Annotated in this window: 23 protein-coding genes; 11 read left to right on the top strand and 12 right to left on the bottom strand. The window is 35.9% G+C overall.

All coding sequences use genetic code 11. The features are described from left to right. The first annotated feature begins 47 nt into the window (after nucleotides 1-47). Nucleotides 48-503 (top strand): GNAT family N-acetyltransferase, encoded by a 456-nt coding sequence (locus EHC72_RS10625; protein ID WP_131537672.1) that lies wholly within the window; start codon nucleotides 48-50, stop codon nucleotides 501-503. Here EHC72_RS10625 and EHC72_RS10630 read toward each other — a convergent pair. Beyond that, nucleotides 500-1,300 (bottom strand): helix-turn-helix domain-containing protein, encoded by an 801-nt coding sequence (locus EHC72_RS10630; RefSeq protein WP_131537673.1) that lies wholly within the window; start codon nucleotides 1,298-1,300, stop codon nucleotides 500-502. The genes EHC72_RS10625 and EHC72_RS10630 overlap by 4 nt on opposite strands. Nucleotides 1,301-1,364: 64 nt before the next feature. Then, nucleotides 1,365-2,240 carry an oxidoreductase gene (locus tag EHC72_RS10635; protein ID WP_131537674.1) on the bottom strand — a complete coding sequence of 292 codons (876 nt, stop codon included), beginning with the start codon at nucleotides 2,238-2,240 and terminating at the stop codon, nucleotides 1,365-1,367. 219 nt (nucleotides 2,241-2,459) lie between these two features. Between EHC72_RS10635 and EHC72_RS10640 the strand changes: the two genes are divergently transcribed. From EHC72_RS10640 to EHC72_RS10660, 4 genes are all read left to right on the top strand, one after another. After that, nucleotides 2,460-2,891, top strand: coding sequence for a MarR family winged helix-turn-helix transcriptional regulator (locus EHC72_RS10640; RefSeq protein ID WP_131537675.1), 432 nt, complete (start codon nucleotides 2,460-2,462; stop codon nucleotides 2,889-2,891). A 6-nt stretch (nucleotides 2,892-2,897) separates the two neighbouring features. Continuing rightward, entirely contained in the window at nucleotides 2,898-4,157 is a 1,260-nt protein-coding gene (locus tag EHC72_RS10645; protein ID WP_131537676.1) for an MFS transporter, read from the top strand. Nucleotides 4,158-4,173: 16 nt separating this feature from the next. Continuing rightward, nucleotides 4,174-4,740 (top strand): isochorismatase family protein, encoded by a 567-nt coding sequence (locus EHC72_RS10650; RefSeq protein WP_131537677.1) that lies wholly within the window; start codon nucleotides 4,174-4,176, stop codon nucleotides 4,738-4,740. A gap of 182 nt (nucleotides 4,741-4,922) precedes the next feature. After that, on the top strand, nucleotides 4,923-5,324 hold the full coding sequence (locus tag EHC72_RS10660; RefSeq protein WP_131537678.1) for a winged helix-turn-helix transcriptional regulator: 402 nt from the start codon (nucleotides 4,923-4,925) through the stop codon (nucleotides 5,322-5,324). A 1-nt stretch (nucleotide 5,325) separates the two neighbouring features. Here the strand turns inward: EHC72_RS10660 and EHC72_RS10665 are convergent, their stop codons facing one another. Further along, entirely contained in the window at nucleotides 5,326-6,423 is a 1,098-nt protein-coding gene (locus EHC72_RS10665; RefSeq protein ID WP_131537679.1) for a serine hydrolase domain-containing protein, read from the bottom strand. A gap of 143 nt (nucleotides 6,424-6,566) precedes the next feature. Here EHC72_RS10665 and EHC72_RS22945 point away from each other — a divergent pair, with 143 nt between their 5' ends. Then, nucleotides 6,567-6,971: a hypothetical protein gene (locus EHC72_RS22945; protein WP_211660306.1), complete on the top strand. Its 405-nt coding sequence runs from the start codon at nucleotides 6,567-6,569 to the stop codon at nucleotides 6,969-6,971. Between the two features lie 329 nt (nucleotides 6,972-7,300). On the opposite strand, the gene EHC72_RS10675 is transcribed toward EHC72_RS22945, so the two are convergent. The 6 genes from EHC72_RS10675 to EHC72_RS10700 form a co-directional block, all read right to left on the bottom strand. Beyond that, complete coding sequence (locus tag EHC72_RS10675) at nucleotides 7,301-8,182, bottom strand: glycoside hydrolase family 16 protein (RefSeq protein WP_131537680.1); 882 nt, start codon at nucleotides 8,180-8,182, stop codon at nucleotides 7,301-7,303. A 69-nt stretch (nucleotides 8,183-8,251) separates the two neighbouring features. Then, nucleotides 8,252-9,655 (bottom strand): PKD domain-containing protein, encoded by a 1,404-nt coding sequence (locus tag EHC72_RS10680; protein WP_131537681.1) that lies wholly within the window; start codon nucleotides 9,653-9,655, stop codon nucleotides 8,252-8,254. Between the two features lie 11 nt (nucleotides 9,656-9,666). Continuing rightward, nucleotides 9,667-11,175, bottom strand: coding sequence for a RagB/SusD family nutrient uptake outer membrane protein (locus EHC72_RS10685; protein ID WP_131537682.1), 1,509 nt, complete (start codon nucleotides 11,173-11,175; stop codon nucleotides 9,667-9,669). Nucleotides 11,176-11,193: 18 nt separating this feature from the next. Then, nucleotides 11,194-14,553, bottom strand: coding sequence for a TonB-dependent receptor (locus EHC72_RS10690; protein WP_246029421.1), 3,360 nt, complete (start codon nucleotides 14,551-14,553; stop codon nucleotides 11,194-11,196). A 212-nt stretch (nucleotides 14,554-14,765) separates the two neighbouring features. Further along, entirely contained in the window at nucleotides 14,766-15,938 is a 1,173-nt protein-coding gene (locus EHC72_RS10695) for a FecR family protein (RefSeq protein WP_131537684.1), read from the bottom strand. Between the two features lie 200 nt (nucleotides 15,939-16,138). Next, complete coding sequence (locus EHC72_RS10700; protein ID WP_131537685.1) at nucleotides 16,139-16,717, bottom strand: RNA polymerase sigma factor; 579 nt, start codon at nucleotides 16,715-16,717, stop codon at nucleotides 16,139-16,141. 172 nt (nucleotides 16,718-16,889) lie between these two features. Here EHC72_RS10700 and EHC72_RS10705 point away from each other — a divergent pair, with 172 nt between their 5' ends. From EHC72_RS10705 to EHC72_RS10715, 3 genes are all read left to right on the top strand, one after another. After that, the gene (locus EHC72_RS10705; RefSeq protein WP_131537686.1) at nucleotides 16,890-17,192 is read left to right on the top strand and encodes an ArsR/SmtB family transcription factor; all 303 of its coding nucleotides are present in this window, start codon (nucleotides 16,890-16,892) and stop codon (nucleotides 17,190-17,192) included. 14 nt (nucleotides 17,193-17,206) lie between these two features. After that, on the top strand, nucleotides 17,207-18,307 hold the full coding sequence (locus EHC72_RS10710; protein ID WP_131537687.1) for an NADH:flavin oxidoreductase: 1,101 nt from the start codon (nucleotides 17,207-17,209) through the stop codon (nucleotides 18,305-18,307). A 109-nt stretch (nucleotides 18,308-18,416) separates the two neighbouring features. Next, nucleotides 18,417-19,307 (top strand): pirin family protein, encoded by an 891-nt coding sequence (locus EHC72_RS10715; protein WP_131537688.1) that lies wholly within the window; start codon nucleotides 18,417-18,419, stop codon nucleotides 19,305-19,307. On the opposite strand, the gene EHC72_RS10720 is transcribed toward EHC72_RS10715, so the two are convergent. Both EHC72_RS10720 and greA read right to left on the bottom strand, forming a co-directional pair. Further along, complete coding sequence (locus EHC72_RS10720) at nucleotides 19,304-19,702, bottom strand: HIT family protein (RefSeq protein WP_131537689.1); 399 nt, start codon at nucleotides 19,700-19,702, stop codon at nucleotides 19,304-19,306. The two genes, EHC72_RS10715 and EHC72_RS10720, sit on opposite strands and share 4 nt — an antisense overlap. A gap of 88 nt (nucleotides 19,703-19,790) precedes the next feature. Beyond that, entirely contained in the window at nucleotides 19,791-20,264 is a 474-nt protein-coding gene (gene greA, locus EHC72_RS10725) for a transcription elongation factor GreA (protein WP_131537690.1), read from the bottom strand. 1,343 nt (nucleotides 20,265-21,607) lie between these two features. On the opposite strand from greA, the gene EHC72_RS10730 reads away from it, so the two are divergent. Then, complete coding sequence (locus tag EHC72_RS10730; RefSeq protein ID WP_131537691.1) at nucleotides 21,608-23,494, top strand: M1 family metallopeptidase; 1,887 nt, start codon at nucleotides 21,608-21,610, stop codon at nucleotides 23,492-23,494. Nucleotides 23,495-23,569: 75 nt separating this feature from the next. On the opposite strand, the gene EHC72_RS10735 is transcribed toward EHC72_RS10730, so the two are convergent. Beyond that, complete coding sequence (locus EHC72_RS10735; protein ID WP_131537692.1) at nucleotides 23,570-24,046, bottom strand: OsmC family protein; 477 nt, start codon at nucleotides 24,044-24,046, stop codon at nucleotides 23,570-23,572. Nucleotides 24,047-24,186: 140 nt separating this feature from the next. Here EHC72_RS10735 and EHC72_RS10740 point away from each other — a divergent pair, with 140 nt between their 5' ends. Further along, complete coding sequence (locus EHC72_RS10740) at nucleotides 24,187-25,107, top strand: tetratricopeptide repeat protein (protein ID WP_131537693.1); 921 nt, start codon at nucleotides 24,187-24,189, stop codon at nucleotides 25,105-25,107. The last annotated feature ends 91 nt before the right edge of the window (nucleotides 25,108-25,198 follow it).

The following is a 25,198-nucleotide window of genomic DNA, read 5'->3' on the forward strand; positions in this document are numbered from 1 at the left end:
AAACGGGTTTATTTAACCTGGTAATTTAATAGCCGATCCATTAGTTTATGAACAATCCTGAAATCTATATACCGCTACCATCAGATTATATTAAAATTATTAAAGTGTGGGAAGCCTCCGTAAGAGCAACACATTATTTTTTAACGGAAGAAGATATTAGGGATTACAAGAGTTTAATTTTTAATGAATACCTGCATCAGGTAGATTTATATTGTATTGTTGATGATGCGCAAATTATTGCTTTTATTGGCCTGAATGAAGATATGATTCAAATGCTTTTTGTACATCCAGATGCTAGAGGAAAAGGTATTGGTAAAAGGCTTATTAAATACGCAATAGAGGAAAAAAATGCAACAAAAGTTGATGTAAATGAGCAAAATGAGCAGGCTGTAGGTTTTTATGAGCGCTTAGGTTTTTCTGTTTCAGAAAGATCAGATTATGACGCATCTGGCAAACCCTATCCAATTTTATCAATGGAACTGCAAGAAGCGATTACTTTTTAAACTAATCTTGATGGCGCTATCCCATAAGCCTTTTTAAAGGCGAAAGAAAAATGAGAGAAATTCTTAAAGCCAACTTCAAGATAAACATCTGAAGATTTCCATCCCTTTTCCTTAATTAAATAATAAGCATCATCAAGTCTTTTGTGCTGCAACCAACGGTTAGGTGAGGTATTATAAATTTTCTCGAAATCTCTCTTAAAAGTAGCCAAACTTCTTCCGGTTAGGTAAGCAAAGCGATTAATATCTACATTAAACTTATAATTGGCATTCATATAGGCTTCTAGGTCTATTTTTCCTGGCTCACTAAAATCGAAAAGCACATCTTTTAAAATGGGTTTCATTTGAATTAAAATGATAACAGCCTCTTTTACTTTTAAATCTATTAGCGCCTTATTAAATTCATTTCCTCCAGCTAAGTAAGGCTTAATAGAATCGATGTAGTTTTTCAATAAGCCTTTTGATTCAAGCACCAAGCCCGTAATATCCGTATTTGGCTTTTGCATGTGCCAATCATATTCATTGCTTATACTTCGTAAAATATCCTGATCCATTGTTATGCTAATGGCCTTATATTCGCCACCAGGCGGTGGATATTTAGTATATCGAGCTAATTGATTTCTTCTAAAAAAACGGAAATCGCCATCACTATAAGTAAATTTTTCGTCACCTATAGATATTTCAGAAGTACCCGTAATAATTAAACCCAAAGAATGATTGGCAATAAACTGCTCGCCCTCACTACTTTTTTGTGAGTAACAAGAATATAAAATACTAGGTCTTTTATTTTCGCTCTGCATGCTAATCAAATTTAACAATTAAAGATATAATGACTATCCTTTTCAAGATAGTCATTATAGTTTTTTATCTTTTTGTAAAGGCCTTGCCTAAATCAGAATCAAGGAAATTTTCGGCATCATCATGATCGGTAGATAAACTTACATCCATCCATTTTTCCATTTCCGCGGCTCTGGCGGCATCCGCATGCTTCAACATTCCGATAGCATCACTTCCAAAAAGAAGATGAATTGGTGGTTCTGGGTGTTCAACAAGATCAATTATAGCTTTTGCAGCTTTATCAGGATCTCCTGTTGGAACAAAACCTCCACCTTTAAAAAATTCGGCACGTTGCTCAACCGCTTCATATCCATTCACATGAGGAGCATACGTCATTGAATCTCCCGCCCAATCTGTACGAAAACCGCCAGGCTCAACACTTGTTACGTATATTCCTAAATCTACCACTTCTTTTGCCAAAGCTTCACTAAAGCCACTTAATCCAAATTTTGCGGCCTGATAAATACTAATACCCGCATTACCTACTCTACCACCTACAGAACTCACTTGAATAATTCGTCCTGATTTTTGTTTACGCATAAAAGGCAATACCGCTCTGGTAATATCAATAGGTGCATATAAATTGGTTTCAAGCTGGCTGCGAACTTGCTCAATGGTAAATGCTTCTGTTGCGCCAATAATTCCAAAGCCAGCGTTATTTACCAATACATCGATTTTACCGAAATGCTCAATCGCAAATTCTACAGCAACATTTATTTGATCGTAATTGGTAACATCCAGTTGAACAGGAAAAATCTGTTCAGGATATTGTTTTTTTAGATCTTTTAATGCTTCAATATTTCTTGCGGTAGCTACCACCTGATCTCCTTTTTCCAAAACTGCTTTTGTCAGGTTTCGTCCCAATCCGCGGGAACTACCTGTTATAAACCAAACTTTTTTCATTGTTCTATTTTTTTTATAGAATCAAAATTAGTTTGTTGTAAGATGAAAAGTTTTGTTTAAAAGCTCAATTTACTTTGTTAAAAAGCTCATATAAAATTGCTGACCTATTATTTGGATTGAACGGATTTAACAGCCGATTGTAAATTATTCAAGTCTTTAGTAAAAAATATATTTTAGCACTATATTTGTAAGGTAAACTTATAAGTTTTACTTATTAAAATGAAAATACAAAATAGTGATGTACTTGCCGCTCAGCTCCGCCCGATTTTAACAAGATTGGTTCGGAAAATGCGTAAGCTTTCGCCCATAAATACGGTACTTTCTCAAACTGAGAGATCGGTTTTAGTCTTGTTGGAAAACGAAAAATTTCTTTCGGCAGAACTTGCTGTTATAGAAAAAATAACGCCACAATCAATGGGATCGGTACTTAATCATTTAAGCGGCTTAAATCTGATCGAAAAAACACCCTCTGAAACAGATAAGCGAAAAATTTACATTTCCATATCGGAAACAGGAAAAAAAATGATTCAGCAGGTTAGAAATGAGCGAGATGAATGGTTGGGAAAAGCTATTGCAGAGGTTTGCACAGAAAAAGAACAAGAAGCAATTGGAGCAGCAATTGGTCCATTATCCAAACTCGTAGATTTTTAGATTATTATGAAAATCAGCACTTTTAATGCATTTAAAAGCAGAAACTACAGACTTTATTTTGGCGGTCAGTCCATTTCATTAATTGGAACTTGGATGCAAAAAACTGCTGTAAGTTGGGTTGTATATTCTGAAACGCATTCTAAGTTTATGCTCGGCTTAACGTTATTTGCAAGTTTATTTCCATCATTTATCTTTTCTTTTATTGGTGGCGTGGCCTCCGATCGTTATAGCCGATACAAATTATTATTAACCACACAAATTGCCTCTATGATTCAGGCAGTTTTATTAACGCTACTTATCTTTTTCAGGCATTATTCTGTATGGGAAATTATTGCATTAAGTGCTTTACTGGGCTTAATTAATGCTTTTGATGTACCTGCAAGACAATCATTAGTTTATGAAATGGTTGATGATAAAGCCGATTTACCCAATGCATTGGCTCTTAATTCTTCGATGGTTAATTTATCCAGATTAATTGGTCCAGGTCTTGCAGGATTGGCTTTGGAGAAATTTGGCGATGACATTTGTTTTGGATTAAATGCGGTAAGTTTTATTGCAGTAATTGGTTCGTTATTGATGATGAAACTTCCAAAATATGTTGCAAAACCACACACTAAAAACGTAATAGGTGAATTAAAAGAAGGATTTGCCTATATTAAAAAAACACCTTCCATTAGTTTAATTTTAATTATGCTGGCATTAATCAGCTTAATGGTTTTGCCCTTTAGCACCTTAATTCCTGTTTATGCCAAAGATATTTTTAAAGGAACAGCGTCAACTTTTGGAGTAATTGATAGTGTAATTGGCTTAGGTGCTTTTTCTGGTGCTATATTTCTTGCTTCATTAAAGCCTGGAAGGAATTTAAGAAAGATATTAGCCATTAATACGCTAATTTTTGGTGTAGGTTTAATTTTATTCTCACACACTACTTATTATCCAATTGCTTTACTTTTCGCAACAATATCTGGCTTCGGTATGATGTCGCAAATTACCATTAGCAACACCTTAATACAAACCACAGTTGACCCTTCCATGCGTGGACGAGTAATTAGCTTTTATGCCATGGCTTTTTTCGGGATGCAACCCCTAGGTGGTTTACTGGTTGGTAGTATTTCGCAATGGATTGGTACGCCTGATACTGTATTAATTGAAGGCATAATAGCATTAATTATTGGTGGATTCCTTTTTAGAAAGCTTAGAAAGGATGAAATAAAAAACACTCAAATAACAACACTTCCGCAGCAAATAGAATTGGAAAAAATATAATTTAAATCAATATAAAATGATTACTTCTTTAGATAAAAATACAGCGCTTGTTTTAATCGACTTACAAAAAGGAATAATAAATTTACCTTTGACTAAACCTGCAAACGAGGTTTTAGATAAAGCCAGTCAATTGGTTTCTGCATTTAGAAAAGCTGGCTTGCCGATTGTAATTGTAAACGTTAATCCTACACAATCTCCTTTAAATGCACTGCGTAAGAATGCAAAAACAGCGGCTATGAGTTTTCCTGATGAGTGGTTTGAAATTGCACCTGAAATCAAAACTTCGGGTGAAGATATTTTCATCACCAAAAACATCTGGAATGCCTTTACAAATCCTGCTCTTGATGTTGCATTAAAAAATAAAGGCGTTACAGGAATTGTTTTAGCAGGAATATCAACCAGTATTGGTGTTGAAGGCACTGCAAGAGCGGCAAGTGAGCACGGTTATAACCTAACTTTTGCAAAGGATGCAATGGCGGATATGATTGCAAGTGCACATGAGCATAGCATCAACATTATTTTCCCGAGGATTGGTGAAGTGGATAACACCGATAAAATTATTGAAAAACTAGCAGAACTTTAGGAGTACGCTGAAAAAACCATCATCAAAGAAACGAGTATAGTTGAAATCCAATAAATGATTTTAATTGTTTTTGTTTTCATATTTCTTTTTTTTTCGCAAACCTATGTACTTTTACTATCCAAAAGATATTAGTATCCAAAAGGATAGCAGTATCCTTTAAGAAACCTATGTAATTTTGTGCCATGCGAAAAGGAAAAGAACATCACAATAAAGAAACTTGTACAGCCAGTTTAAATGCGGTAAAGGATGCTCTTTACGTGTTAAATGGGAAATGGAAATTACCTTTAATTATTTCATTACAGGATGGGCCTAAACGTTTCAACGAAATTCAGAAATCGCTGGGCGAGATTACACCTAAAATTTTATCGAAGGAATTGAAAGATTTGGAGCTTAATGAATTTGTGGTGCGTAAAGTATTTTCTACTACACCTGTTACTGTAACCTACGAACTTACCCCATATAGCGAAACATTAGACAAAGTGATTGATGAATTAAGAAACTGGGGCTTACAGCACCGCGAAAGGCTTGTTAGCAACCGTAGAAATGCACCCAAAGCTGAAGAACTTGTTTTAACAACGGCTTAACTTAAAAAGTTTCGTCAACTAAAGCTTTTATCTCTTTGTAATTTTGGTTTCGCCCTTTATTATTCAAGTAAAAAGCCATTAAAATACCTGCCGTTTTATTTTTATTGTCTACCCAAGGAAAAGTACCAAATAAACCAGGGCTGGATACCGTGTTGCTTAGCTGATTATTACTTCCTTTTTCCATTACCCACTCCCCATAACCATAGCCAAAACTACCTGCTTCAGTAGGCGTGTATGCAACTTTTACATCAGCTGTTATTCTATTAACCTGCATTTGGGCTACGCTATTTTCAGTTAATATCCTTTTGCCTTTATATATTCCTTTATTTAAAATCATAGTTAAAAAACTCATATAATCAGTTGGTGTACTACTTGCACCACCAGCTGGTAAAGCAACTTTTCCATATCCGAAATCTGTATTCTTCATTTCTAAGGGCGCTGCAATACGTTCGGCGAAAAGGGTTTCGAAACTCTTTCCACTAATTTTTTCAATTACTGCACCTGCAATTTGCAAGCCCGTATTGCTATATCTAAAAACTTTTCCGGGTTTTCCTTCCATTGGGAGCAAGGCAATTTTTTCTATAGCCTGATCCATACTGCTTAAACCTTTCATCTCGTTCAAACTTTCTTTTAAATCTGGCGATTTAATAGCTGTTAGGTGCGATAGGCAATCGCTAATGCTAATATTACCCTTGCCACTTTTAGATAGTTGAGGCAAAAACTTACCTACTGTATCACTTAGTTTAAGTTTACCTTCATCAACAAATGTCATTACCAATGCTGCACTTAACCATTTGCTACAACTTGCAATTTGTTGTTGTGTTGTAGCTGTATAATCACTCAAGTTGGCCGTTTTACCCTGTAGTTTAGCAAAATAATTGACTACTGTACGGTTCTTCATATTCATTTGATTGATTCCATTACTATAAACCTGTTTACCATTTTTATACACCAGTAAATAAACCCGCCCACCCATTTCATTAACATGATTGGTAAGCCAACTATCTATTTTAGCTGTATTTTGCTGTGCCTTGGTTTTTAATGCTAACGAGAATACAAGGGCAAAAAGAATAATGATTTTTAAGCAGATCGGTTTCATATGCTTGTGACAGATAAAGTGGTTAAAAGTTTAAATTCCTTATTTACATGATTATCTGTAATATCGGTTATCTTTGATGAAATTTAAAATCGATGGCGGTATTACATAGAAAAGAAGAAAAAATTCAGGCAGTGCTGGGTAGGTTGCCTAAAAAATATACACATGAGCAGTTTGTAGAGATGTTTATTAAACTTTACTCTAAAGATTGGGGCAAAATTAAATCAGCTTATATCAAACAATCGCAAGATAAAGAACCGGGGACGATTATTAATATGCCTAAACCGGAAGTTTATTTAAAGCAAATATTAACTTCTTATTTGCAACAAGCTGATGAGCCAAAAACAGTTGCTGAAGAAATTGTTCCTGCTACTGAAGTTAAAAAACCTAAAGCGCCTGCAAAAAAGAAAACCGAAGCTTTAGCAGAAGAAATAATTGAAGTTAAAAAACCTAAAGCTGCAGCAAAGAAAAAAACTGATAAAGAGGAAGATGACGCTACAGAGGTAAAGAAACCTAAAGCGGCTGTGAAAAAGACGGCAATAAAAAAATAAAAATAATTACATCCGTATATAATAAATCGAATTTACAAGCGTCTATATATACGAGAGCGTTAATTTAGATGACGGGGATAGGTCGGTATGATTTATCCCCGTTCTTTTTTAAAGCAATTTCCAATCTGAAGAAAAAAAATAAAAATAATTACATCTGTATATAATAAATTCAATTTACAAGCGTCTATATATACGAGAGCGTTAATTTAGATGACGGGGATAGGTCGGTATGATTTATCCCCGTTCTTTTTTTAAAGCAATTTTACCTGAACAAAAAAAAGCCGCAAATTTCTTCGCGACTTTTTACAATTAACCTATGTTGTCAGTTGTTATTTTTCAATCATTCTATAATAACGAACATAATCGACTTCCATTTTTTGCGGCCAGATGCTATCATCAATGCCTTGTGCCCCACCCCAATCACCACCAACGGCAACATTTAATAAAAGGTGGAAACGTTTATCAAAAGGCCAAACTTTATACCCAGTTCCTTCGTTGGTAAACTCAAAAACCTTAACATCATCATAATAACCACGAATGGCAAAGGGAGTCCAATCTACACGGTAAAGGTGAAAAGCTGTACTTGCTCCATCAATCTTTTTAGAAATTGTTTTTTGAGTATTAATTTTAAAGTAATAAGCTTCGCTATGTGTACTAAAATGCACATTATCTTGATCGTAGCCTACATGTTCCATAATATCAATCTCACCCGATTTTGGCCAATCTCCGTAAGCCCTATCGGTTGGCAGCATCCATATTGCAGGCCAAGTTCCTCTACCAGTTGGTAATTTTGCTTTAATTTCAAACCTACCGTAAAGTACGTCCAGCTTACCTCGGGTTACCAAGCGTGCTGAAGAGTAATTCATACCGCCAATATCTTGTTTTCTTGCAATAATAGTTAATTTTCCATCGGCAACGCTGGCATTATTAGTGGTATTGGTATAAAATTCTTTCTCGTTATTTCCCCAGCCGCTCCCTCCAGTATCGTAATCCCAGTTAGAGGTTAATGGCGCACCGGTGTTATTAAATTCGTCGCTCCATGTTGCCGTACTTTCAAACGCCCAGTTTTTATCAACTGGTGTTGTAGTTTCTGGCGGAACATAAACGGGGCCATCATCTGTTTTTTTAGAACAGCCACTTATCCCAATTACCGCAATTGCCAAAGCGGCAAAAATTTCTTTCCTGAAGTACTTTACTGAATCTTTTATCATAAGTTGATTTTAAAAAGGAGAAGTTTGAGTTAATACCCAAACCTCTCCGGTTGAAGGAGCGTACGCTGTTTATTTAAATTCGAAATCATCAATATAAAATATCCCTGCATTTGGATGCCCTTCGCCACCAAGCTGCACTACAATTTTATCATATAAAGTTTCTGTAGAAAAAGCAGAGAAATCAAACTCTAACTGCACCCATCGATCGAAAGTAGTAATGGTTTTAACCACTTCTTTTTGCGTTTGCCAAGAATTGCCACCCAATAATGAGTTTTGAAGTTTAACCGATACCGTTGGTGGTACCAAAGCAAAATTATTGCCACTTGGGAAGAAAACTTTTAAACGAACCTTGTTTTTCGCAGTTAAATCAAGGCGATAAGATAAGGTAGTTTGCAAATTACCATATTGATTATCAGCACCAGCTAAACGGCCATAATAACCAACTTTAGGCGATGTATTAATTGGAAAAGGCCCAGGATTATCATAAGAGCGTTTAAAAGTAACGTTTTCTGCTGTCCATGTAATGTTATTTACAACATCCAAATCATCACTTAAATTTGCGGCTTGCAATGGTTTCTGCACCACAGGTCTGGTAAATCCTTTTTTGATAAGTTTTAAATACCATGCATTGCCAGGATTTGCCTTATCCAAACAACGTAAGGACATTTCGTTTTCGGTTAAAGATAAAATTTGATACTGGGAAACGCCTGTGTAGTAGCTAATAAAACCGCCACCAGAAATGGTTAAAAATTTTGTGCCATTAACCTCAGTAATTAACCATGTTAAATTTGTTGGTGGCGTATAATTAACCGTAGGATCTGATGCCCCTGTTGGCCCACCAATCCCTGGCGCATTTGCTGCGTTTGCAAATGTGGTCCCTTTATTATCGTATGTATATTTCAATCCATTCATGTTAAAGGTCATTTCATCATCGTAAAAACCTAGACCACTTTTCTCATTAGGTCCTGCTTTATACCACCCTGGTTCGGTAGAGCCATCGCCAGTAGCCGGACCAACGCCTAAATGTCCAAGTTGCGTTTGATCTATCACCCAAGTAAAGCCCGCTGTATTGCTTAAGCCACCAGATAATGTTGTAAAAGCTGGATCAGTTAACATAGCTGGATTAGTTTGTGCAATAACTACTGTTTTTGTACTCGATACGTAGCCACCATCAGTAACAATGGTTAATTTAACGGTATATGTGCCCGCAAGCGGATAAGAGGCCGTTACTTTTGCTCCATCGCCCGTATTTCCATTTCCAAAATCCCATAAAGCTTTAAAGCCTGGTGATTGGTTTTCGAAAGTTATGATATTGGCGTTGGTTGCCGTTGGTGTAACGGTAAACTTTACCTGATCTGCCGTAGGTGGCGTGCCAAGTTCTCTATTATCAGTTTTTTTACAAGCAGCGGTAGCCAGTAAAATCAGCAGGGCGAAAAACCCGGCTGTTTGTTTTATGATATAATTTAATTTCATGATATTTTTAATTAATTATAACCCGGGTTTTGTTTGATAACACCTTTGGTAAGGTCTATTTCTTGCTGTGGTATTGGCAATAATTCGCTTTTGCCAGCCTTATATCCTAAAGGCCCCAAAACTGTAACAGCTCTACCACTACGCACTAAATCAAAGAAACGATGTCCTTCGGTGGCCAATTCTAATCTGCGCTCGTTAAAAATATTATCTAAAGTTGCTGGTACAGATGTTAAGCCAACACGGGCTCTTACAGCATCAAGCAATTCTTTTGCACGGGCTGCACTGCCACCACTTCTAACCAAAGCCTCAGCTTGCATTAAATACGTATCTGCCAAACGGATTTCAATTTCGTTAATTGGCCAGTTTAACTCTGCTGTACCACTGCCAGAGCGAAAAGCCTTTAATGGTGCATACTTTTTAATGAAGTAATCGGTATTTTGATAGCGAGATCTGTAACTTCCTCCGGCTACTTTTAAAGCTTTACCATCAATAATAGTGGCATCAAAACGTGGATCGTTCTTTAAGGCGTTTACTAAATCTAGTGTAACCGGACAGAAACCCCATCCGCCGCTGTAGGTATCTCCATTGTAATCGTCCATACCAATAAACTGTGGTGCTACATTTCCTTCACCGCCATTTATCCATCCCCAATCGCCCCAAGCAGCTAAATTAGAATGTGGAATTTCTAAAATAGATTCTGCATTAAATTTGTTATCTGGTTTAAAAATATCAGCATAATTTGGAAGCAAGCTGTATCCATAAGCGTTTCCAACTTTGTTTACATCTTCTAATAGTGTTGCTGCTTCGGCAATTTTAGCGTTATCGTTTTCTGTTAAAAGCACTTTTGCTAATAATGCTTTACCAGCTCCTTGCGATATTCTACCCTTTTCTGCCGCTGAAACTGTAACTGGCAAACCTGGGTAGGCATCTCTTAAATCCTTTTCAATTTGTGCATAAATTTGTGCTGGTCCCACTTGTACCTGCGTGTATAATTCGCTTGTTGGAATTACATCCGTCATTAAAGGAACATTGCCAAAGAAACGCACTAAATCAAAATAGAAATAACCACGTAAAAATTTAGCTTCGGCTGTAACACGCGTTTTAAAAGCGGCACTTAAAGTGGTTGATTTAGCAATTTTATTTAAAATTAGATTTGCACGATTAATGCCCGTAAAGTTTTTAGACCAAAGGCCAACTTGTGGGCCAACCCGAGAATCCATATTGAAATTATCATAAGCTACCCAATTTGGTTGATCGGAAGCATTACTTCCACCAGCAAAGCAATCATCTGATGCGGCGCTTAACAAAGGCATTTTCATGGTGTAACCGCCAGTTGTACCCCATTGCATAACATCGTAAACAGAGATAAGCCCTTGATAAACTTCTGTTTCAGTTTTATAAAAATTATCTTCTAAAGCTGTACCTCTTGGACTAAGCTCTAAAAAATCTCGTTTACAGGATACTGCTATTAGCGAAATGGCTAAAATCAGTGTTGAATATTTTATATTTCTAAATTTCATGATCGTGATGTTTAAAGATTAAAAACCTACATTTAAACCTACATAGAAGGTTCTGGCCTGGGGATAGAATCCTCTATCTACACCGAAACTGCCACCTCCAATTTCCGGATCGTAACCAGAATATTTGGTTACCGTAAACAGGTTATTGCTCATTGCATAAACTCTAACTTTGTTTAAGCCTGCTTTTTTAACCAAATCTTTTGGTAAAGTATAACCAACTTGAAGGGTTTTCAATCTGAAATACGATCCATCCTCTAAAAATAAACTTGATACTCTGCTATAGTTTTTGTTCTCATCCTGCAAGGTTACTCTTGGCATGGCATTAGAAGAACCTTCACCAGTCCACCTGTTTAAAATAGAAGTACTGTAATTTGATGTTGGTAAATCAAAACGTCTGATCCCATTAAAAATCTGATTACCCGATACGCCCTGACCAAATACAGTAATATCCCAGTTTCTCCATGATCCTGATAAAGTAAAGCCATAAGTAAAATCAGGATTAGAGTTTCCGATAAAGGTTCTATCGGCATCGCTGATTAAACCATCACCATTTAAATCCAAAAACTTAATATCACCGGGTTTAGCATTTGGCTGAATTAAACCTCCTGAAGCATTTTTATAGTTATTGATTTCTTGCTGATTTTGGAATAAACCTGCTGATTGATAACCATAAAACGATCCAATTGCATAACCTACAGCCGTTCTAGTTACTTCAAGTGCTTGTGGTGTAATAGTTTGCGTACTTGGGATATAATCTTTATCATCACCTAAATACAAGATTTTATTTTTGATGAAAGTGGCATTGGCCGAAACTTTAAAAGCAAAATCGCCAATCTTTTTGTTGTAACCTAATTCAAATTCGAAACCTTTATTGCGTAAGGTAGCAATATTGGCCATTGGACCAGTGTTACCAATATAAGATGGAACAGCCTGCCTTAGCAACATACCGTAAGTTTTTTTGTTAAACCAATCAACGGTTAAAGTAACGCCTTTTAATAAGTTTGCATCAAAACCAATATCGGTTGCAGAGGTTTCTTCCCAAATTAAATCAGGATTAGATAAAGCGTTAGGACTAACACCATTTACCAAACTTTCGCCCGCTCCGGTGCCCAAAGAATAATTACGACCACCGCTTACTGTTGCTAAATAAGAGAAAGGATCCATTCTATCGTTTCCATTAACACCATAAGATCCTCTGAACTTTAAAAAGGTAACTACATCGTTTTTAGGGAAGAAGTTTTCTCTTGAAGCCACCCATCCAACAGATGCTGAAGGGAAATTTCCATATTTATGATTTGGCCCGAACTGTGAGGAACCATCACGGCGAATAATACCTGTAAACAAATATTTTTCATCATAATTATAAATAATACGTCCAAAAACAGAACTTAACGTAGATAAACCTTCGCCTCCGTAAAAATCTGTATTGGCTCTGGCTACTGGAAACTGTAAGGAAGCATCCTTTAAATTATCAACCGGAATACCTTCTTTTACACCGCCTTGATTCTCGCTCTTATTTTTTTGTGCAGAGTAACCTAACAAAGCAGTTATAACATGCTTGTTAAAAGTTTTATCGTAGCTTAAAGTATTTTCTAACGACCAGAATAAGCCTCTATTAGCATTACGTGTATATGCTGTTAGAGTGGATTGATTAATGGAATTTAAATAAAAAATCGGTCTGAAGTTTTCATCGCCCCAGAAAGATAAATCGGCACCACCAGTACTTCTGGCTTTTAAACCTTTTATAAATTCTACCTCTACATAAACATTTCCAACAACCTTATCAGACCAGCTTTTACCTTGTGCCACCTGAAGTGCTGCAACAGGATTTAAAACTTCTGATTGTGCATATTGCGAAATACCGTAAGGGAAACCTGCCGCATTTCTTACCACAGGGTTTTGAGTATAAACTGATGCAGCGTATTTAGCCGGATCAGTTTCTACAACAGGAGTAAGAGGATCCATATTAATGGCTCTGCTTAATGGAGAACCATATTCTGAGTTTGTACTTACACCAATTGAATTAATGCGGGTGTAGCCAATGGTATTACCAAATTTAATGCTTTTTGTAATTTTATGTTCAGAGTTGAAACGTGCAGTAAAACGCTTAAACTTAGAGTTTGAAGAGGCCACAATACCATCCTGATCAAAATAACTGAATGAACCAAAATAAATAGATTTTTCATTACCACCGCTTATACTTAAATCGTGGTTTTGAATCATGGCATGATCGTTAAATACAGCTGCCTGCCAATCTGTACCCACACCATATTGGCTTGGATTTGGAAAACGAACCGAGGTTACACCATCAGCTAATTGTGCTTCATTATATAAAGTTGCGTATTGAGTAGCGTTTAAAAGATCTAATTTTTTCGCTGGCGCCTGAGTTCCCAAGTATCCATTATAATTTACCTGTATTTGTCCGGTATTAGAACCTTTTTTGGTACTTACTATGATTACACCATTTGCTGCACGAGTACCGTAAATTGCCGCCGAAGCTGCATCCTTTAATACTTCGATAGATTCAATATCAGATTGATTTAGGTATTCTATCCCACCATTAATCTGTACCCCATCCACAATAAATAAGGGATCAGAGTTGCCAATTGTGGTTGTACCTCTAATTCTTAATCGTGCACCTTCACCAGGTTGACCTGAGTTGGTAGTTACGGTTACACCTGATGTTCTGCCCTGCAAAGATTGCTCTACACGGGTTACAGGCATGTTTTCTAAATCGGTAGCTTTTACCTGCGAAATTGCCCCAGTAACTACGCTTTTCTTTTGCGTACCGTATCCAATTACAACCGCATCGGCCAGCAAACCTGCCTGCGGCATTAATTTAACTGTTAAATCTGCACCTACGGTAGCCTTAACTTCTCTATTCTCATAACCAATAAAGGATACAACTAAAGTTGCGTTCTCAGGCACATCTCGAAGGCTAAATAAACCATTAGCATCCGTTATTGTGCCTTGGTTGGAGCCTTTTACCTTTACACTGGCACCAATCATAGGTAGCCCCATTTCATCCACTACCTTTCCACGCACATCAATATAAGCCATTAAAATTAATGGCATTCCATCCGCTGCTTTACGATGAATAATAATGGTATTATTTTTTATGGTATAACCCAAGGGCTGCTCGTTAAAAATTTGCCTTAGCGCTTCCTTAATATCAGTGTTTTTTAGCTCTATGGTTACTGGCTTAGCTTCCTTTAAAAGATCAATATCATACAAAAAGCTATAGCCAATACTCTTGTTTAACTTGCGGAAAACTTTGAGCAAAGTTGTATTTTTTTCAGACAAGGTTACGTTTTGTGCACTTGCGCCGAAACTAACTTGAAGAAAAGTGGTGATTAGCAAGACGAAAGTCAATTTCATAATCAACAAAAATTTAAACAGGCTTCCCTTAGGTTTGGGAAACCATTCAGTATAAAAATTCATATATTTGGTTATTAGGTTTACAATAGTTGTATCTCACAATTTTACGATTAGAATAAAGCCCTAATTATAACCGGAAGCGTTGCCGCGCTTTCGGTTTTTTAGTTTAGCTAAATCCTAAAAAATCATCTTTTGATGATGAAAAGTATAGGTTATGGCATAACTAAAATCCTCCTTCCTTCTATTTTGAAATGTACGGCACCCGTAGTTTCCAGCATATCCAAAACATCGTTTACGCTGTTAAATCTTGAAATACGACCGCCAAAAACTTTATTAATCCGGTTACCACGATAGTCGATCTCAACATCGTACCATCGCGAAATTTTATTCATAATCGTTTCTAAATTCTCTTCGTTAAAGCTAAACACGCCATCAATCCAGCTTACAGCTTCCTCTGCATCCACATCCTTAATAAAAATTGAAGGAGATGATGCCTGAATAATTGATTGCTGCCCAGGCTTTAACAGATTGGCATTTTTAGATTGCAGGTTTACAATTCTCACACTTCCTTCTACCAGCGTAGTTTTATTACTTGGCTCATTAACGTAAGCATTAATGTTGAAATGCGTTCCTAAAACATCAACCTCCTGGTTCCGCCCATTTCCTATTTCTGTAATTACTTTAAATGGAATTCTACCGCCAGATTTATCCATTCGTTTGGCTACCTCGAAATAAGCCTCGCCTTTAAGCTCCACAACCCTATCTTTTTGATCAAAAGCAGTCGGATATTTCAATTTAGATTCTGCATTGAGCCAAACTTTTGTACCATCGGGTAAGTTAACCTGGTATTGACCACCTCTAGGGGTTTCGATGGTGTTATAAAGATTTTTGTTTTCCTTTTCTGTTGCAGAAGCAATAGTATAAATTAGCTCGCCTTTATTTGTTTTTGTAATGCTGATGCCCGCTTGTTGCGCAATTACACCATTTGTTGCGTCAGTAAGTGAAATTTTAGAACCATCGGCCAATGTTAAAGTAGCTTTATTACCTCCTGGAGTAATTTCTTTAACCTGATTTTTTACCTGTTGAAGATTTGGTGTATGTTTATTAACTTGAAAATAAATAACAAAGCCAATAAAGAATAAAACAACCGCCGCCGCTGCTATTTTAAAGAAAGAAACGTACTTAGTTTTCTCTTTAACAGTTGTTTCTTCCTGAATAAACTCCCACATTTGGCTTTTAGCGCCCAATAAATCTCTTTCTGTTAAATCAGATTTTTTACTAGAAAGTTCTGCTAAGTGCCAGGATTCTACCAAAGCTTTTTCTTGCTCAGTACAATTTCCTGCGTTGTATTTTTCTAAAAGTTTTGCAACTTCTGACTCTTCCATCTTGATAATATATTTGGCTAATATTAAACATGTAGGTTAAGTAAGGTCGAAGTAGTAGATGAAATGAAAATATTTTTTATTTATTGTTTCTAAACGAAAAATCATAGATAAAATATTCCGTGCGGATCCGTGTTTCTGCGGCAAGAAACAAGCAAAACCGTTATGCAACGCTGTACTACTTCTTTTTAAAAAAAGTGGAGTTAGCTTAGTAAAAGAATAATCGTTAGCAATAAAAACGAAGTGAGCTTTAATCTCAAAACCTTTAACGCATTACTCATTTGTTTTTTAACTGTTTTATCAGAAAGATGAAGAATTTCAGCAATTTCCTTTTGAGTAAGGTGTTGTTGCCGGCTCATTTCAAAAATCAATCGCATTTTTGCAGGTAGCAAACTGATTTCCTTTTCAATAATTGATGCAAATTCTTTTTCTCTTATATAATTATCCGTTTCGCAACTGCCCTCATTGGCAAATGCCTGTAAAGAAGTTAAATAATTGGATTTTGTTTTATTTCGATCAAGCCAATCAAAAATTTTATAACGAACGGCTGTATATAAATACGAGGAAAGCTCAGATTTAATTTTAATGTTAGGATTGCTCCACAAATAAATAAAAATTTCCTGTACAATATCACGTGCATCTTCCCGATCAGCAACCATTTTACAAGCATAAATATATAGCAAACCATTAAACCTTTCGTATATTTCTTCGAAGGCACACTTATCCCCACCTTGTAAAAGAATAAAGAGTTCGTTGTCAGTTAATGATTTATAGGTATGCATTTGGTTAGAATGATTAAACGAATGTAAGAAATAGTTTAATTTAAATCCTAACATTTTTAACAATCATTTATTCGATTTAAAAAGACTAAAACGGTTTATTAAGTTATACACCAAATTGTAAATTTTTAATAATTAATTGGCATATCGGGAAAAGTCGATATACATTTGTACCATGGAACAAGTAGAAATTTTTAAGGCACTATCCAACAAAGCTCGTTTGCAAATTTTAAACTGGTTAAAAAATCCTGCAGAAAATTTCCCTGCACAAGAGCATGCCTGTTTTGAAAAAGAAGGTGTTTGCGTTGGTCAAATCCAATTAAAAAGTGGCTTAACTCAAAGTACCATTTCTGAATACCTCTCCATTTTATTGCGTGCTAATTTGCTTGTTGCCACCCGTGTGGGCCAATGGACTTATTATAAAAGAAATGAAGAAGCTTTTGAAAAGCTTAGTCAAATGATTAATTCAGAATTATAAATTTTAATACATATATGAACACAGATAGTTTATTCAGGCCATTTAGCCTTAAATCTCTAAATATTAAAAATCGCATTGTTATGGCTCCAATGACGAGATCATTTTCTCCAAATGGGATTCCTACTGATGCTGTTGCCACTTATTACCGCAAAAGAGCCGAAGGTGAAGTAGGTTTAATCCTATCAGAAGGTACTGTAATAGACCGACCATCGTCTTCTGCAGATCCTAATATTCCACACTTTTATGGAACCGAGGCTTTAGCTGGTTGGAAAAATGTAATTACCAATGTACATAGCGCCGGCGGGCAAATGGGACCACAGCTTTGGCACCAGGGCATTATGGAAAATCACGCTTCGGGCTGGTTACCAAGTGCTCCATTTGAAGGGCCTTCTAGCTTTAATAAACCAGGATTAGAAAACGGCGTAGCCATGACAGATTCTGCCATTGCAGATACTATTGCAGCTTTTGGTCAGGCTGCTGCAGATGCAAAAGCATTAGGTTTTGATACTGCTGAGATTCATGGTGCACACCAATATTTAATTGATCAGTTTTTTTGGGATGGCACAAATAACCGTACGGATATTTATGGTGGTAAAACTTTAGCTGAGCGTACCCGTTTTGCTGTTGAAGTAATAAAAGAAGTACGTAAAAGAGTTGGCGATGATTTTGCGTTAATTATTCGTCTTTCTCAGTTTAAACCTGCTGCTTATGATTTTAAATTAGCAAAAACGGAGCAAGAATTAGAGCAGTGGTTAACGCCTTTGGCTGATGCCGGAATTGATATTTTCCATTGTTCGCAACGCCGTTTCTGGGAGCCAGAATTTGAAGGTTCTGATTTAAACTTCGCCGGATGGGCTAAAAAAGTAACTGGAAAAGCAACTATTACCGTTGGTTCTGTTGGCTTGGATGGCGATTTCTTCGGCGCTTTTGCCGGACAAAGCTCTCAACCTAGCTCATTAGATGAACTGGTGCGCAGAATGGATAGAGGTGATTTTGATTTAGTTGCTGTTGGAAGACCACTTTTGGCAGATTCTCACTGGGTTGAAAAAATTAAAAATAATCGTACCGACGAGTTGAAAGGCTTTAGTAAAGAGTATTTAGCTCAACTGGTATAATTCTAAAATAATGAAGGGCATCCTGAAAGGGATGCCTTTTTTTATCACTCAATTTTCGGTAACCAGGAAGATTTACTTAAATTACGTTATCAAATTATTAAGCAAAGTTATGTCAAACATCAAGCTCATTATAGAAGAAAGACCAGCCAATATTGGCAATTTTATGGTTGGCAGATTGTTACCTTTCAGAGAAAAAAGAATGGTTGGGCCATTTTCTTTTATCGATCATATGGGGCCAGCAGCTTTAAAAGATCACCAAAATCTTGATGTTCCTCCGCATCCACATATAGGTTTATCAACGTTAACATTTCTTTTTGAAGGAGAAATAACCCATAAAGATAGCCTAGGTACAAACGTAGTTATTAAGCCCGGGCAAGTAAACTGGATGACATCCGGAAGTGGTATTGTACACTCAGAAAGAACCCCAGAATATTTGCGTCATACGGATAAAATGCTCCATGGTTTACAAATTTGGGTGGCTTTGCCTAAAGATTTAGAACAAATGGAACCTGCATTTTTTCATGCCGATGAAACTGATATTCCATCGTGGCAACAAAATGGTGTTGACTTTAAACTAATTGCTGGCGAAGCTTTCGGAAAAAAATCTCCTGTTCCGGTTTATAGTCCATTATATTTTTTGGAACTAAAAAGTAAAAGCAAACAAACTATAAATATTGGTAGTGATTTATATGGAGAAAGTGCCTTATACATTTTGGAGGGTGCAATAGAAAGTGAGGGCCACGTTTATGAACCTAAACAAATTTTAATTGCCAAAGACGCCAAACTTTGCTCTTTTGAAATGCACGAAAATACAACGGTTTATATTTTTGGAGGAGAACCTTTTCCTGAAGAACGTTTTATTTATTGGAATTTTGTTTCTTCCGATAGAGCGCTAATTGAAAAAGCCAAAACTAAATGGCTTGAGCAATCATTTAAACCTGTACCTGGCGAAACGGATTTTGTTCCTTTACCAGAGCAGCATCCACACATTAAAAACTAAACGGCGAGTAAAGCCTCTCTAATTTTTGTAGCGGCTTCTGCTAATTCTTCTTGTGTTGGATTAAGTTTTTCCTTACTAAAGTTCATATCGCTTACATTATTCATCGGGATTAAGTGAATATGTGCATGAGGAACTTCTAAACCTATAACAGAAACACCAACCTTTTTACAAGGAAAGGCAACTTTTAATCCTTTCGCTACAATTTGCGCAAACATCCAAAGGCCAACGTATAAATCCTCTTCCATATCGAAAATATAATCTCTTTCAACTTTCGGAATCACCAATACATGTCCGGCTGTTAAGGGCTGTACATCTAAAAAGGCTAAATATTCTACGGTTTCGGCAACAACATGTGCGCTAATTTCTCCGGCAACAATTTTCGAAAATATTGTCATTGTGTTATGAGGATATAAGGTTAAAGAAAAAGGTTTATAAATAGCGGAGAGCAATAATTGGTTACTAAACCCTCCGCCTTTTACCTTATTATCTTGAAATCTCTAAAACTTCAAACTGCATTTTACCTGCAGGCACTTCAATTTCGGCAAACTCACCAACAGATTTACCTAATAAACCTTGTGCAATTGGAGATTTTACTGAAATTTTTCCTGTTTTTAAATCAGCTTCAGTTTCGGCAACCAATTGATAAGTCATGGTAGCGCCGTTTTTAACGTTTTTAATTTTAACTATAGATAATGCAAGTACTTTTGAAGTATCCAACTTAGATTCATCAATTAAGCGTGCATTTGCAAGCGTATTTTTTAGTTTAGAAATTTTAGCTTCGTGCAAACCCTGCGCTTCCTTAGCAGCATCATATTCTGCATTCTCAGATAAATCACCTTTATCTCTCGCCTCAGCAATTGCTTTAGATATTAGCTGACGGCCGGTGGTAGTTAAATAATGTACTTCCTCTCTTAGTTTATCTAAACCCTCTTGGGTATAGTATGTTACCTCTGTCATTGCTCAATTAATTTTTATGTAATCCTATAAAAAACAAACAAGACTACATCGGCTTTAGGCCTACATAGTCTTGCTTCAATTATAACGAAGATAAAATGCTCAAATTACAAAAGCAAATAAATAATCATGTTTTTAGGTTTATCTACTTCTAAACTATAAAAAGCAATAGATTTTGACCTCATTAATACTAAACGAATAAGATTTATATTAAAAAAGATGAGTTCTTCCTTTTTAAAGAACACTTGGAAAGGCCCATTAACTTTTATTAAATAAACCCGACCAAAAGCGGTATCCCCGATTCTTCATCGGGATTTAGCAAAGGGCGGGACTGCTTTGAGCTAAAAGCCACCACCGATAATTTTCTAATGGTCAACCTTTGTTAAATAAACCTCTCGCTTGTGTCCTTATACTAAAGCCTGGGTACTTGTAATTATGGCTCATTAATTAAATATATTGTAGCATGTGTTACTACCTGACTACCACAAGCGGGATGCTTGCGGTAGCGGCGGCGGATTTAAGTAATGTATTATAATGTGATTATATGCGATTGGTTATAACATCAACCGCAAGGGTAACAACAGATAAGATTTAACTTTTTACCTCAATTTTGATACTATTAGTCTATAATTAATCACTAATAGTATCAAAATATATACTAATAGTATCAAAATATAGATTAATAGTATTTAAGCAGTTACTAATAGTATCTACTTAATACCGCAGAGTATCAAATTATATACTATTAGTATTTAATTAATAGCTATTAGCCTTAAGTTAATTTCTAATTGTATTTAAGAAAGTGGCAAGTGAAAAAGTTGAGGAGCGTAATTAACGACTAGCAGCTGTTTATTTTCGTTAAGTAGCTAATGCTTTTTGCTAAGCATTATAATTTGGAAATGAACGCTTCGGTGTGCATGGCAATTGAAGTCAGGCTTTCCTCTATATCCCGATGGAAAAAATCGGGATGCCGTTTCAATCCTGTTTAGATACAATGTTTGTGCCCTTGATTTGACAAATTTATTGCTGCCTTTGTTAAATAAACCAGACCAAAAGCGGTATCCCCGATTTTTTCTATCGGGATTTAGCAAAGGGCGGGGCTGCTTTGAGCTAAAAGCCACCACCGTTAATTTTCTAATGGTTATTGTTAATTTAGTATTTAGAAAAGCATGGTCAGTAATTTTTTAAAAAATGTGTTCCTGCTAACGTTGCAAGTCCTCGCTATGCTGTGGGCTTTCCACTTATATCAGGTTTATGAATTAAGATAGTGCAATAACTTTAAGCCAAGAGTTTAAAACATTCGATCAATTTTATTTAGCTTAGCTTTAAATTATTCAAAAAAAATCATGAAGAAGTTATTCTCTGTATCGATGATTCTGTTTTTAGCCAGCGGAAGCATCTTTGCGCAATCCCTTTATATGCCAAGAAATATTAAGGCTGCGTACGATAAAGGCACCCGATCTTATGACGGGAAACCTGGCAAAAATTATTGGCAAAATCATGGTAAATACAACATGGATTTAACCGTTGATGCCGAAACAAAAGTTGTAACAGGTAAGGAAGAGATTATATACAGCAACAATAGTAAAGACACGTTAAAAAATTTAGCCATCCGCTTTGTTAACAATTTGCATAAGCCAACTTCGCCACGAAATGGTAGTGTAAGCGAAGACTTTTTAAGCACTGGATTAAATATACAAGCCTTTTCTGTAGATGGCGAAGTATATAAAGTAGATAGCAAAAACTGGGGAACGGTGGGTAATGTTAAACTAAAAAAACCTTTGCTTCCGGGCACTAAAATTACCGTTAAAATAGATTGGGATTATCCTTTATCTAAAGAAAGTGGCAGAGAAGGACAAATAGACCCAAATTCTTTTTATGTAGCATATAGCTATCCTCGTATTTCTGTTTACGATGATTATAATGGATGGGATAGAATTCCGCATACGGATAGGGCTGAGTTTTACAACGATTTTAATGATTATGTTTTTTCTGTTAAGGCACCAAAAAACTATGTTGTTTATGCTACAGGCGATTTCTTAAACCCGGATGAAGTGTTACAACCAGAAATTTCTGCCCGATTAAAAAAATCTTATCTAGGGGAAGAAGTAATCCACATTGCAAACGAGCAAGAATTAAAGGATGGAAAGGTTACTTTACAAAACGATTGGAATACCTGGAAATTTTCTGCCAACCACATTACTGATGTATGTTTCGCTTTAAGTAATCATTATTTATGGGATGCGGCGAGCGTTGTTGTTGATCCAAAAACCAACCGAAGGGCAAGTGCTCAGGCAGCATACAATGGCGCAACAGGCAAAGATTTTATCAACTCCGTTAAATATAATGTTTTTGCTTTAGCCTGGTTTTCAAACAACTGGCCTGGTGTTCCTTATCCGTTTTCTAAAATGACAGCTTTTCAGGGCTTTGCAGATATGGAATACCCAATGATGGTAAATGATTCTAACTTTGGCGATCCTGTTTTTGCACAATTGGTACAGGATCATGAAGTTGCACACACTTATTTCCCTTTTTACATGGGCATAAATGAAACTCGTTATGCTTATATGGACGAAGGTTGGGCTACAACTTTTGAATATTTAATTGGCATTGCCGAGCACGGCAAAGAATCTGCTGATAAATTTTATAAATCATTTAGAGTTAACCAATATATTAACGATAAATCTACAGAAGAAGACCAACCAATAATTTCAATGTCTGATCAGGTTTCGGGTGCAGGTTACGGCAATAACTCATATGGTAAGGCATCTTTATCTTACTTAGCATTAAAAGATATGCTTGGCGATGATTTGTTTAAAAAAGCATTACATACTTATATGGACAACTGGAATGGTAAACATCCAATTCCATGGGATTATTTTAACTCCATGAACAGTGGTTCTGGTCAAAACTTAGACTGGTTTTTTAATAACTGGTTTTTCACTAATAACTATATTGATTTGAAATTAAATTATAGGATAAAGAAAATGGCAAACTCACCTACTACGGTAGAAAATGTTGGCGGTTTTGCTATTCCTTTTGATTTGGTTATTACTTATCAAGATGGCAAGGTTGATAGAATTCATTACACCCCAGCTATATGGAAAAACAATCCTAAAGCGGCTACAGTAATTGTTAAAAATAACGGCAAAGCGATGAAAAGTATAGCCATTGATGGAGGTATTTTTATGGATGCTACCCCAAAAGATAATATTTACGAGTTTAAAAATTAAGATACAGTTGGCGGTTTTCAATATAGAACACCGCCAATTGTTATTTATAGTATTTGAAACTGTTTACAGAAGCTATTAACTGTTTTCTGCCTTAGAGGTTGCTTCGTGCTTTACCGGAAAATTAAGCGAATTAGCAATAAAACACATTTTATTTGCCTCCTGATGTAATGAATTAGCCAGCTCTAAATGTGCCTTATCAGCGATTAAAACCTGTGGGTGCAAGGTAACTTCTTTAAACTTTCCACTCCCATCTGCCAATTCTTCCATTACGCCTGCGGCATCATCTTTATAATCAATAACCACAATTTCATTTTTTGAGCATAGGTGTAAATACCAAAGCATGTGGCAGCTCGATATTGATGCCAATAATAAATCTTCAGGATTATGTTTTGATTTATCGCCTAAAAAGGCAGAATCTGATGAACCTGAAATATCGGCTTTGCCATTAACAGAAATAACGTAATCGCGGTCGTATGAACGGTAATCCATTGTACCCGAACCTTTATTGCCCGTCCAGGTTACTGTGGTTTTGTATAAATGATCTTTCGGCATGATATAATGAGTTAGAATGTATAGCCAATTTAAGAAATTAAGATTAATTTGATGGTAGATTTTTAAGGAAAGATTAGTAGGCTATTTCAAATACGTTAATATTAGATAGCAAAGTTTATATTCGTATTTAATGCTTAAAAATGAAACATAAAATATTAACGCTATTTTTATTATTAACTACATTAATCGCTTTGGGACAACAGAAAATTGAAAATACTTTTATTACTACGGATAATTTTAAAAAACATTTGGGTGATGAGATGGCAATATCAGGAGCCGCTTTTAGTAGAATGTCCAAAAGTGGACTTAAAGACAACTGCTTAAGCAAAATGGATTTCACGTTTGTTTCTGACAAAAAAGAAAATCTGCTAAAATTAGGTGATTTTATAAAAACACATTATCCCTATTCAATTACAAAAGTTAAAAAGAATGGTAAAATTTGGGAATTGAATGGGGAAACTAACGAAATTCCTGTAACAGCAGATAATCTGCTGTGTTGGTGTTTAGATATGTACAAAAGAGGATACGAATTCGACTCAAAACTTGAAGCTTATGGTGGGCTGTTTGATCATAAAAATCAAAAATTTCTAGAATTAGATGAATCAAAAGAAGATTATTATTTTGACAAAGGGCTTGAATGTTATAACCGGGGAGATTTAAGTGGCTCGATATTCAACTGGTCGTTAACTATTGCTATTAATCCTAAAGAGGTTAATGCATACTATTCAAGAGCAATTGTGAGAAACGAACTCTACCTGTGGAAAGCAGCACAGGAAGACTACAACAAGGCAATAGAAATAGCACCAGATTTTGCTAGTGCACTTATTAACAGAGGTGCATTAAAAGACGAGAATAGGGATTATCAAGGAGCAATTGCTGATTATGAGAGAGTATTAAAGTTTGGAAACTTAGAACTAGAAGACAAGCAAAGCGTGTATTTTAATCTTGGCAATACAAAATTAAATCTAAAAGATAATAATGGTGCTTGCGAAAACTGGAAAAAAGCATTGGAGCTTGGTGCAGATTACGCAAAATCTCGTATTGATAAATATTGTAAATAAAACACCAACCCCACATTTAAAAGGTCCGAAATATCTTTCGGACCTTTTAGTTCTAACGGAAAGATTCTGAAACGAGTTCAGAATGACGCTT

The sequence above is a fragment of the Pedobacter nototheniae genome (assembly GCF_004335085.1).
Classification (GTDB): Bacteria; Bacteroidota; Bacteroidia; order Sphingobacteriales; family Sphingobacteriaceae; genus Pedobacter; species Pedobacter nototheniae.

Coding starts and splice junctions, on each gene's coding strand:
- EHC72_RS10700 (WP_131537685.1), bottom strand. CDS start 16,717: ATGCATACCTATAAATCATTAACTGACAACGAACTCTTTATTCTTTTA.
- EHC72_RS10730 (WP_131537691.1), top strand. CDS start 21,608: ATGAAGAAGTTATTCTCTGTATCGATGATTCTGTTTTTAGCCAGCGGA.
- EHC72_RS10675 (WP_131537680.1), bottom strand. CDS start 8,182: ATGATAAAAGATTCAGTAAAGTACTTCAGGAAAGAAATTTTTGCCGCT.
- greA (WP_131537690.1), bottom strand. CDS start 20,264: ATGACAGAGGTAACATACTATACCCAAGAGGGTTTAGATAAACTAAGA.
- EHC72_RS10715 (WP_131537688.1), top strand. CDS start 18,417: ATGTCAAACATCAAGCTCATTATAGAAGAAAGACCAGCCAATATTGGC.
- EHC72_RS10640 (WP_131537675.1), top strand. CDS start 2,460: ATGAAAATACAAAATAGTGATGTACTTGCCGCTCAGCTCCGCCCGATT.
- EHC72_RS10635 (WP_131537674.1), bottom strand. CDS start 2,240: ATGAAAAAAGTTTGGTTTATAACAGGTAGTTCCCGCGGATTGGGACGA.
- EHC72_RS10690 (WP_246029421.1), bottom strand. CDS start 14,553: ATGAAATTGACTTTCGTCTTGCTAATCACCACTTTTCTTCAAGTTAGT.
- EHC72_RS10630 (WP_131537673.1), bottom strand. CDS start 1,300: ATGCAGAGCGAAAATAAAAGACCTAGTATTTTATATTCTTGTTACTCA.
- EHC72_RS10735 (WP_131537692.1), bottom strand. CDS start 24,046: ATGCCGAAAGATCATTTATACAAAACCACAGTAACCTGGACGGGCAAT.
- EHC72_RS10710 (WP_131537687.1), top strand. CDS start 17,207: ATGAACACAGATAGTTTATTCAGGCCATTTAGCCTTAAATCTCTAAAT.
- EHC72_RS10660 (WP_131537678.1), top strand. CDS start 4,923: ATGCGAAAAGGAAAAGAACATCACAATAAAGAAACTTGTACAGCCAGT.
- EHC72_RS10645 (WP_131537676.1), top strand. CDS start 2,898: ATGAAAATCAGCACTTTTAATGCATTTAAAAGCAGAAACTACAGACTT.
- EHC72_RS10680 (WP_131537681.1), bottom strand. CDS start 9,655: ATGAAATTAAATTATATCATAAAACAAACAGCCGGGTTTTTCGCCCTG.
- EHC72_RS10625 (WP_131537672.1), top strand. CDS start 48: ATGAACAATCCTGAAATCTATATACCGCTACCATCAGATTATATTAAA.
- EHC72_RS10720 (WP_131537689.1), bottom strand. CDS start 19,702: ATGACAATATTTTCGAAAATTGTTGCCGGAGAAATTAGCGCACATGTT.
- EHC72_RS10740 (WP_131537693.1), top strand. CDS start 24,187: ATGAAACATAAAATATTAACGCTATTTTTATTATTAACTACATTAATC.
- EHC72_RS10695 (WP_131537684.1), bottom strand. CDS start 15,938: ATGGAAGAGTCAGAAGTTGCAAAACTTTTAGAAAAATACAACGCAGGA.
- EHC72_RS10650 (WP_131537677.1), top strand. CDS start 4,174: ATGATTACTTCTTTAGATAAAAATACAGCGCTTGTTTTAATCGACTTA.
- EHC72_RS10705 (WP_131537686.1), top strand. CDS start 16,890: ATGGAACAAGTAGAAATTTTTAAGGCACTATCCAACAAAGCTCGTTTG.
- EHC72_RS10665 (WP_131537679.1), bottom strand. CDS start 6,423: ATGAAACCGATCTGCTTAAAAATCATTATTCTTTTTGCCCTTGTATTC.
- EHC72_RS10685 (WP_131537682.1), bottom strand. CDS start 11,175: ATGAAATTTAGAAATATAAAATATTCAACACTGATTTTAGCCATTTCG.